General features: G+C 35.5%; 10 protein-coding genes. 4 read left to right on the forward strand and 6 right to left on the reverse strand.

Annotated features, from left to right (window positions below):
- The 4 genes from OEW78_RS08715 to trxA form a co-directional block, all read left to right on the forward strand.
- The coding region (locus OEW78_RS08715; protein WP_300326920.1) for a CFI-box-CTERM domain-containing protein at nucleotides 1–850 on the forward strand (850 nt) is incomplete at its 5' end.
- A 75-nt stretch (nucleotides 851–925) separates the two neighbouring features.
- On the forward strand, nucleotides 926–3,691 hold the full coding sequence (locus OEW78_RS08720) for a fibronectin type III domain-containing protein (RefSeq protein WP_300326921.1): 2,766 nt from the start codon (nucleotides 926–928) through the stop codon (nucleotides 3,689–3,691).
- 48 nt (nucleotides 3,692–3,739) lie between these two features.
- The gene (locus OEW78_RS08725) at nucleotides 3,740–3,907 is read left to right on the forward strand and encodes a hypothetical protein (RefSeq protein WP_300326922.1); all 168 of its coding nucleotides are present in this window, start codon (nucleotides 3,740–3,742) and stop codon (nucleotides 3,905–3,907) included.
- Between the two features lie 31 nt (nucleotides 3,908–3,938).
- Entirely contained in the window at nucleotides 3,939–4,340 is a 402-nt protein-coding gene (gene trxA, locus OEW78_RS08730) for a thioredoxin (RefSeq protein ID WP_300326923.1), read from the forward strand.
- On the opposite strand, the gene infB is transcribed toward trxA, so the two are convergent.
- The 6 genes from infB to glmM form a co-directional block, all read right to left on the reverse strand.
- The gene (gene infB, locus OEW78_RS08735; RefSeq protein ID WP_300326924.1) at nucleotides 4,337–6,118 is read right to left on the reverse strand and encodes a translation initiation factor IF-2; all 1,782 of its coding nucleotides are present in this window, start codon (nucleotides 6,116–6,118) and stop codon (nucleotides 4,337–4,339) included. The genes trxA and infB overlap by 4 nt on opposite strands.
- Before the next feature lie 6 nt (nucleotides 6,119–6,124).
- Nucleotides 6,125–6,526: a nucleoside-diphosphate kinase gene (gene ndk / locus OEW78_RS08740; protein ID WP_300326925.1), complete on the reverse strand. Its 402-nt coding sequence runs from the start codon at nucleotides 6,524–6,526 to the stop codon at nucleotides 6,125–6,127.
- A gap of 2 nt (nucleotides 6,527–6,528) precedes the next feature.
- Nucleotides 6,529–6,726, reverse strand: coding sequence for a 50S ribosomal protein L24e (locus OEW78_RS08745; protein ID WP_300326926.1), 198 nt, complete (start codon nucleotides 6,724–6,726; stop codon nucleotides 6,529–6,531).
- Nucleotides 6,727–6,734: 8 nt separating this feature from the next.
- Complete coding sequence (locus tag OEW78_RS08750) at nucleotides 6,735–6,947, reverse strand: 30S ribosomal protein S28e (RefSeq protein WP_300326927.1); 213 nt, start codon at nucleotides 6,945–6,947, stop codon at nucleotides 6,735–6,737.
- Nucleotides 6,944–7,330, reverse strand: coding sequence for a 50S ribosomal protein L7Ae (gene rpl7ae / locus OEW78_RS08755; RefSeq protein ID WP_300326928.1), 387 nt, complete (start codon nucleotides 7,328–7,330; stop codon nucleotides 6,944–6,946). The genes OEW78_RS08750 and rpl7ae overlap by 4 nt, the downstream gene beginning before the upstream one ends.
- 62 nt (nucleotides 7,331–7,392) lie before the next feature.
- Entirely contained in the window at nucleotides 7,393–8,739 is a 1,347-nt protein-coding gene (glmM, locus tag OEW78_RS08760; protein WP_300326929.1) for a phosphoglucosamine mutase, read from the reverse strand.
- Between the last annotated feature and the right edge of the window lie 36 nt (nucleotides 8,740–8,775).

The following is an 8,775-nucleotide window of genomic DNA, read 5'->3' on the forward strand; positions in this document are numbered from 1 at the left end:
CTATGTTGACAGGTATAACAACGAGGCAACATACAAGAAGTGGTTTGATGAGAACTTTCCAGAGTATGATTCTATTTATCAGGCAGTTGGATTAGAGGAGCCAGTTAAACTAGCGCCATTTGTTGATGAGAAAAAAGATCCGCAAAGCTATGTTGACAGGTATAACAACGAGGCAACATACAAGAAGTGGTTTGATGAGAACTTTCCAGAGTATGATTCTATTTATCAGGCAGTTGGATTAGAGGAGCCAGTTAAACTAGCGCCATTTGTTGATCCAAACTTGGATCCACAATACTATGTTGACAGATACAACAAGGAATCAACTTACAAAGATTGGTTTGATAAAACACATCCTGACATCACAATTTACCAGGCAGTTGGATTAGAAGAACCTGAAGAGATTGTAGAGGAATTCGGAGAATGTGGAGAAGGAACAGACCTTCTCAATGGAGTCTGTGTAATTATAGACAATTCTGAAGGAGGTGGATGTCTTATTGCTACTGCAACATATGGCTCTGAGATGGCACCACAGGTTCAGTTCCTCAGAGAGATTCGCGATAATCAGTTGATGAATACTGATTTAGGAGTGTCATTTATGAGCGGATTTAACCAATTATACTATACATTCTCACCAACAATTGCAGATTTTGAGAGAGAAAGTCCAGTGTTTAAGGAAATGGTAAAGATTGGAATTACTCCATTGTTATCAACACTTTCTGTAATGGAATATGCAGGGACAGAATCTGAAGTATTTGGTTATGGAATTGGTGTAATTTTGATGAATTTGGGAATGTATGTTGGAATACCAGCAATAATTATTTTCAAAACAAGAAAATACATAAGAATCTAAAATCTTCAAAACGAGTGAACCTCAATTGATCTAATGGGTAGTGAAATTTATTATCTGATTATTTAACTTTAATTCATGAAGATTAATTACACTTTGAAAAATAAAATAATTTTTAGTCTATTATTAACACTTTTTATTGTATCCATACAATTTGCTTATGCAGAACCTGAATTTTCTTTCAAGTTTGGCACTTCTGGTACTGATGATGATGAATTGAACAATCCTACAGATGTAGTTGTTGATAAAAATGGAAAAAATATCTACATAGTTGACAATAACAATGACAGAATTAGTGTATTTGAGATTGATGGAGATTTTGATTTTATATTTGGAACATCTTGTGACATTGCAGTAATACAAGATTGTAATGATAATGCAGATGGTGCAGATGAAGACGGGGATGGACAATTTAACAATCCACTAAGCATTGTAAGAGATGCACTGGGTAAATTTTTTGTAGTTGATGTAGGTAACAAAAGAATTCAAGTGTTTGATGATGATGGAGAGTTTCAATTCAAATTTGGCTCATCAAATAGTGGAGTAGATGAATATCTAGGATCGGCTACTGGAGTTGTAATTCAAGAATCAACAAGAGAGATTTTGGTTTCAAACATTGAAACAGATTCAATATCTGTCTTTGATTCAACTGGAAACTATATGTTTGAATTTAATTCCTTTAATGGAAACGATGATTTTAAAAATCCAACACATATGGTAATTGATAATTCAAATCAAATTCTATATGTTTCAGATTCTGGAAACGACAGAATAGTGATCTTTGAGCTAGTTACAGGTACAACCTGTCCTAGTGGAACAGATGAAGTAGTAGACGGAGTTTGTTTTGTTGAAGAATTTGGAACTACAGGAAATGAGGACGGAGAGTTTGACGACCCAAATGGACTTGCATATGACTCAGTAAATGATTTGTTGTATGTTGCAGATTCAGATAATGACAGAATCCAAGTGTTTGAGATGGTTGAAGGCAATACGTGCCCTAGTGGAACAGATGAAGTAGTAGACGGAGTTTGTTTTGTTGAAGAATTTGGAACTACAGGTTCAGATAATGGACAATTTGACTCACCAATGGGAATAGCATTAGATGAATCAAATGATTTGCTAGTAGTTGCAGATTCAGATAATGACAGAATCCAGGTGTTTTCTCTAAATTCAGGCCCAGAAGTTTTACTTCCTGATAGACCAGAAAATATTAAATCATCACCAGTTTCCCCAACATCAATAATTCTTTCATGGACAGAACCAGATATGGCTGAAAATATTCCTAAAATTACAGGTTACAAAATAGAATATAAAATTGGAACAAAGGATTACATCCCAGTTACAGAAAACACAGCAAGTAAGACTACATCATTTATTCATCAGGGTTTAGATTCTGATGAAACATATTCTTATCGTATATATTCAATTAATTCAGCTGGAACCAGTGTTGTATCATCAACCACATCAACAAAGCCAGCACATACAACAACACCAACTGCATTAACTGCAGCTGCAATTTCACCAAGTCAAATCAAACTTTCATGGTTACCACCATCTCAAACTTTTGGACAATCAATTTCAGGGTATGAAATTAAACGTGAAGTTATTGCAGGAGTTTATGATACAATAGGAAATACAAATGCAGGAACTACGACATTTGTTGTAACAAATTTGTCAACTGATAAAACTTACACCTATGTAGTTAGTGCAATTGTTGGATATGGGTCTACACAAGAATCGCCAACTGCGTCAGCTACTCCACAAGAAGATTCTGTAAATGTTGTAGGGGATCCAATCACATCAACTGTTGTTCAAATGACAAAATCATCTCCACCAATAAAATTAACTGCGACAGTTGTATCTCCAACTCAAATTAACCTAGCATGGAGTCCTCCAGTAGAAGATGGAAATACTCCAATCACAGGCTATAAAATTGAAATGAAAAAAGACGACGGAAACTATACTACATTAGTTGAAGATTCAGAGAGCACTACAAGAACATATTCGCACAAGAGTCTTACCACAAATTCAAAGTACACCTACAGAGTTTCTGCAATTAATGTTATGGGAATAAGTGACTCATCAAATGAGTTTGCTGCCACTCCAAGATCAACTAATATCCAAATAAGTCCCTTAGGAAAATTAAACATAGATGAAGGCAAATTATTGCTATTCACAGTCAAATTAACAGATAATTCAGTGAGTAATGTGGTGTTTAGTCTAGACAAGAACCCACCTGCAGGAGCTAAAATCATATCAAACACAGGAGTATTTTCATGGACACCAAATAGTTCTGATGGGGGAAAGACATACACATTTGATGTCATTGCCAAAAAAGACGGAGTTGAAGACAGAGAAACAATATCCATTACAGTAAATGACGTGTTGACAAGTTCACAGCCAGATCCAGTCACAGAACCAATAGATGAACCTGAAGAGTTAGGAATCGCATCATTTGTTGATGAGAAAAAAGATCCGCAAAGCTATGTTGACAGGTATAACAACGAGGCAACATACAAGAAGTGGTTTGATGAGAACTTTCCAGAGTATGATTCTATTTATCAGGCAGTTGGATTAGAGGAGCCAGTTAAACTAGCGCCATTTGTTGATGAGAAAAAAGATCCGCAAAGCTATGTTGACAGGTATAACAACGAGGCAACATACAAGAAGTGGTTTGATGAGAACTTTCCAGAGTATGATTCTATTTATCAGGCAGTTGGATTAGAGGAGCCAGTTGTAAAAGAGAAAAAGTTTGGAATTTGTGGTCCCGGAACAAAACTAGTTGATGGCGTATGCACAATTGTAAAGAAACCAGTTGTAAAACCATGGTGGCAATTTTGGTAATCAGTTGTAAAGTTAAGTTTTAATCACAATGCTATTTGAATATAGTAAATGGGGAAATTAAGTAGAAATCTTAGAATTTGTGGAGATTGTGGAATTGCATATACCTCTGTAAGCTTTACAAGGTACATTGATCAGTGCCCTATTTGCAACTCACGTAGATTTGAATCAATTCCTGTAAAATCAGCAGATGAACAACATTCTTCATCATCAACATAGATTTTTTAGTAGAAAATAGAATCAATACTTATTGTCTGAAGATCCAGAAATTGCAAAAATTATGCAAAAAAAGATGGAAGAAATGCTCAAACCAAAGCCAGAACCTGAAATGGAGCCTGGAATAATAGATTTGAATGACTCTAATTTTGATCAAGTAATTTCTACTGAGAATCCAACTTTGGTAGATTTTTGGGCTGAATGGTGTGGACCATGTAAATCCATGCATCCTGTATTTGAAAACTTGTCAAAAAAATATCCAAATGTAAAATTTGCAAGAGTTAATGTAGATAACAATCAAAATATCTCAATGAGATTTGCAGTGCAATCTATTCCAACATTTATTATGTTTAAGTCTGGACAGATAGTTGATAAAATGATGGGGGCAGTAGGAGCTCCTGGAATTCATATGATTTGTAAAAAACATTCAAGTTAGTAAGCATATACAGGTTCAATTTCTCTTTGAATTCTAACAATGTCATTGAAAACTTCTTGTTCTTCAGTAGAAAGTTTATGCATGAATTTTTTCAAAATTTGTTTTGCCTCATGTGATGGCGGGAATGTGTAGAATACTTCTTCTTCAAAGATTTGTCTACCTATTGTAACATCTTTAACAGAACATGCAACCTCATCTCCTGCTTTAGCAGACGAAACAGTCTTTTTGTCCAGTTGTAATTGGTGAATGTATCCAACCTTATGTCCCTTCATATTCATAAATGGAATCTTGTGTTTTAGATTTCCAACATCAATGCGAACTCCAAAGACTGCAGGATTATTATTTCTAAATACCATTCCCTTCATGAATGTGAATTTAGATATTGGTATAAGTTCTGAAAACATTGCATCTTCTTCATTTGCAGAGTCTTCTTCAACCCATGCGTTATAGTTGTCAATCAAGCTGTAGATTACTTTGTCCTCAAACAGTTTGATGTGACTTGTTTCTGATTCATCTTTTGCATCAGGTAACACCTTGACATTAAATGCCAAAACAACTCCCAAGTGTCTGTCATTTTCTTTGATAGCTTTGGCTTCAATGACATCTCGTCTAGTTACTGGACCAATGTCTGCTTTTGCAACAGGAACTTGTGAACGCCTTAACATCTCAATTATTGCCTCAAGTGAGCCTATAGTATCACATTTCAGAATTACTCCATTGGTTTCTGTGTCAACAAATACAGATTGCATCTCAGATTCAATGAGTTTAGTATATTTGGCAATCTCTTCAGCATTTGTTGCAACATACAGAGTACTTCCGGGAAGGACTCCCTCAAGATCAGGTGATGCTATTTTAAGTCCAGCTGCTGCCTCCACTTGAGGGACAGGTTTGAACTTATCTCTAGGATCACGCATTTCATCAAGAGGTTTTGGCAAGAGAAGTGCTTTGGGTTTTGTAACAATGACAGAATCACGTTTTGCAACAACAATACTGTTTTCTTTTTTGATGATTCCATCAATTAGGATAATATTTGCAGTTTGTCCCAATCCAATCTCATCTTTTACTTCAAGAACAATTCCACGTGGTTCTTTTTCTTCTTGGTTGAGTCTTTTCTGCAGATATTGTTGAGTCAATCCAACTAAAACACTGAGTAATTCAGGAATACCAACACCAGAGCGGGCAGATATTGGAACTATGGCAATTTCTGATTTAAAGTCCTGTACACGATAAAATGCCTCAGATTTGTAACCAAGAATAGACAATGTTCCCACAACATCATACACTTTTTGATCTAGATCAGCTTGAACTGATGCATCTTGTTCTTTGATTGATTGTGAAATAAATTTTGTATCAGACTTTCGCCATCCAGATATTTGATCACATTTGTTTAGTGCAACAACAAATGGTACTTTTCTGCTCTGTAAAATTTTAAGACTCTCATTTGTTTGTGGTTGAAAACCACGATTAACATCAACTACTAGAATTGCAATATCTGCTGCAGAGCCACCTCTGGAACGTAGATTTGTAAATACTTCGTGTCCTGGCGTATCAATAACCAAAATTCCAGGAACTTTGTTTTCAGATTGTTCTAGTTTTTGGTAAAGTGGTCCACACATTTCTTTGATGGTCTCAGTTGGAAGAAAACTTGCACCTATATGTTGGGTAATTCCACCGGCTTCTCTTCCCTGAACACCTGTACCACGAATTCTATCTAAAAGAGAGGTTTTTCCAGAGTCTACATGACCAAGAACTGCCACTATGGGCTGACGAATTTGCAAATCAGATCACTCAAATGCTACCCTCGATTCGTGATCAAAACTTTCTTGTGAATCTGATGCATGAATTATATTTTCACTAAACCCTAATCCAAAGTCTCCTCTAATGGAACCAGGATCTGCTTCAAATGATTTTGTTGCACCAATCATTATTCGTGTAGTGGCAATTGCATTATTTCCTTCAATTATTGCAGCTACTACAGGTCCTGATGTGATAAATGATGTCAACTCACCAAAGAAAGGTTTGTCTTTGTGAACACCGTAAAAATTTTCTGCTTGTGCTTGAGTAAATGTAAACATCTTTAGTTTCAAAAGTTTGAAACCTTTTCTTTCAAATCTAGATATAACTTCACCAACTAGATTTCTAGATACTGCATCTGGTTTTACAATGAATAATGATTGTTCGGTCAATTCTACTTTCTAATTCCGCCTTTGACGTATTTTTTTGTCCACTTTAGCTTTCTTGGATCACGTTTTAAGACTAGTGCATTTTTTTTACATTTTGCAGAACAAAACCATAATACAGTTCCGTCATTTTTAGCAAGCATAGTACCAGATCCTTTTGCAACAGGTCTGTCACAGAAATTACATGGTTTAACTAAAAGACTCATCTAAACACCTATTTGATTTTCTTTGCTTCTCTTTCAGTTTCTCTTAGCATTAAGATTTCTCCTGTTCTAACAGAACCTTTGACGTTTCTTGTAAGAATTCTTCCCTTATCCTTACCAGTAAGAACTTTAACCCTAACTTGAATAACTTCACCAGCAATGCCAGTTCTACCAACAATTTGAATAATTTCAGATTGAACTACTTCTTCAGCATTTTGACTCATTCTTGGGTCTTACCGCCTTTAATTTTAGCGATGGATGATACAACTTGGTCTACAATGTGTTGTGCATCACCTGCATCCAAAATTGCTGCAGCGGCTGAAGTGATATCAATACCTAAAGATTTGCCTAATTCCTGTTTGCTTGGGACAAATGCGTATGCTGCACCTTGTTCTTCACATAGAATTGGAAGATGGGCAACTACCTCTGGTGGTTCGACATCTTCAGCGATTACAATTAGTTTACTAGTACCACGTTCAATTGCCTTTGTTGCTTCGTTGGTTCCTTTCTTGACTTTACCACTAGTTGATGCTACTCTAACGGCTTCTAAGATTGGATTTACGAGGTCTTCTGGCGTCTCAAATTTAACATAATATGATTTTCCCATACTTCGTCACCCTAGGGGTTCATTCTCCATTCTATCCATCGTTGCGTTTGGTTTTAAAAGTGTTATCTGGAAATTATTGAATTGACTTTTTCAAGATATTCAGACATCAATGCATCCAATTTCTCTTGACTTTCAGCTTCTGCATAGACTCTAACAATTGGTTCTGTCCCACTGGGTCTAATCATTACCCAGTTTTTGGGATCAAATGTTATCTTAATTCCATCAGAAGTGTCAGCGTTTGGAAATTCCTCTTTTAGAGCAGTAATCAGAGCAGGGACTTTTTGAGCAAGACATGCAACTTTGTCTTTGGTGGTAAAAGAGGGAGGTAAATTATCAATCTCTTCAGCAAGAGATCTTTCTGATGTCGCTAACAAGTCAAGCATCAATGCCAAAGTCATGCAGCCATCTCTAACTTGATTATGTTTCCCAAACATGTAACCACCATTTTCTTCAAATCCAATTAATGCATCAGTTGAAACCATTTTTCTTGAGACTTCAACACTTCCCACTTTGGTTCTGATAGCTTTGGAATTAAATTTCTCAGCTAAAACTTCAATGTTAGAACCAGAATTCAAACAAGTTACAACTAAAGAATTTGGATTTTTCTTTAGAATATGTTGTGTAAGTACCAGTGCAGACTTATCTCCAGTCAAGATATTCCCATTGTTGTCACAAAAAATACTTCTATCTCCATCACCATCAAATGCAATTCCTACATCAGCATTATGTTCTTGTATAATTTTTGAAAGTTCAGAAAGATTTTGTGGTGTTGGCTCTGATCCACGTCCTGGAAATGTACCATCAATGTTAGGATTTACTAAAAATGTTTCACATCCAAGTATTTCACAAAAGTTAGGTGCAGATACTGCTTGTGCACCATTACCCAAATCTAAAACAACTTTGAAATGTTTAGATTCTATTAATTTAGAATCAATATGTGAAATAATTCCTTCAAGATATGTTTCAATTGTTTGATTTTCGTTTCCAGTAATTCCCCATGAATTAGGTTTTAGCCAGTTTTTTTGTGAATAAATTTCCTCAATTACTAATTCATCTTCACGTGAAATCTCTACACCATCTTTTGCGCAAGGTTTGATGCCATTGTATTGTGAAGGATTGTGAGATGCGGTAATCATAATTCCTCCAGAATATCCCAAACTCTTTACTGCAAATTCTAAACAAGGAGTTGGTACTAGTCCTGCAACATTACAATTAATTCCTAGTGAATTAAGAGCAGAACTTACAACTTTACATATAAGAGGGCTCGATTCTCGTCCATCATATCCAATTAACACAGGTCCTTTTTGAAAATATGTTCCAATTGCAAGTGTCATATCATGAATGAACTCTAATGTGAAATCTTCATTAAAGACTCCACGAATTCCATTTGTTCCAAAAAATTTTGCCACAGTATTATGCAATAATAGATAAATTTGTGTTTAATG

It is taken from the genome of Candidatus Nitrosopumilus sp. (assembly GCF_029882185.1).
Taxonomy (GTDB): domain Archaea; phylum Thermoproteota; class Nitrososphaeria; order Nitrososphaerales; family Nitrosopumilaceae; genus Nitrosopumilus.

Coding starts and splice junctions, on each gene's coding strand:
- OEW78_RS08750 (WP_300326927.1), bottom strand. CDS start 6,947: ATGAGTCAAAATGCTGAAGAAGTAGTTCAATCTGAAATTATTCAAATT.
- rpl7ae (WP_300326928.1), bottom strand. CDS start 7,330: ATGGGAAAATCATATTATGTTAAATTTGAGACGCCAGAAGACCTCGTA.
- OEW78_RS08725 (WP_300326922.1), top strand. CDS start 3,740: ATGGGGAAATTAAGTAGAAATCTTAGAATTTGTGGAGATTGTGGAATT.
- OEW78_RS08745 (WP_300326926.1), bottom strand. CDS start 6,726: ATGAGTCTTTTAGTTAAACCATGTAATTTCTGTGACAGACCTGTTGCA.
- OEW78_RS08720 (WP_300326921.1), top strand. CDS start 926: ATGAAGATTAATTACACTTTGAAAAATAAAATAATTTTTAGTCTATTA.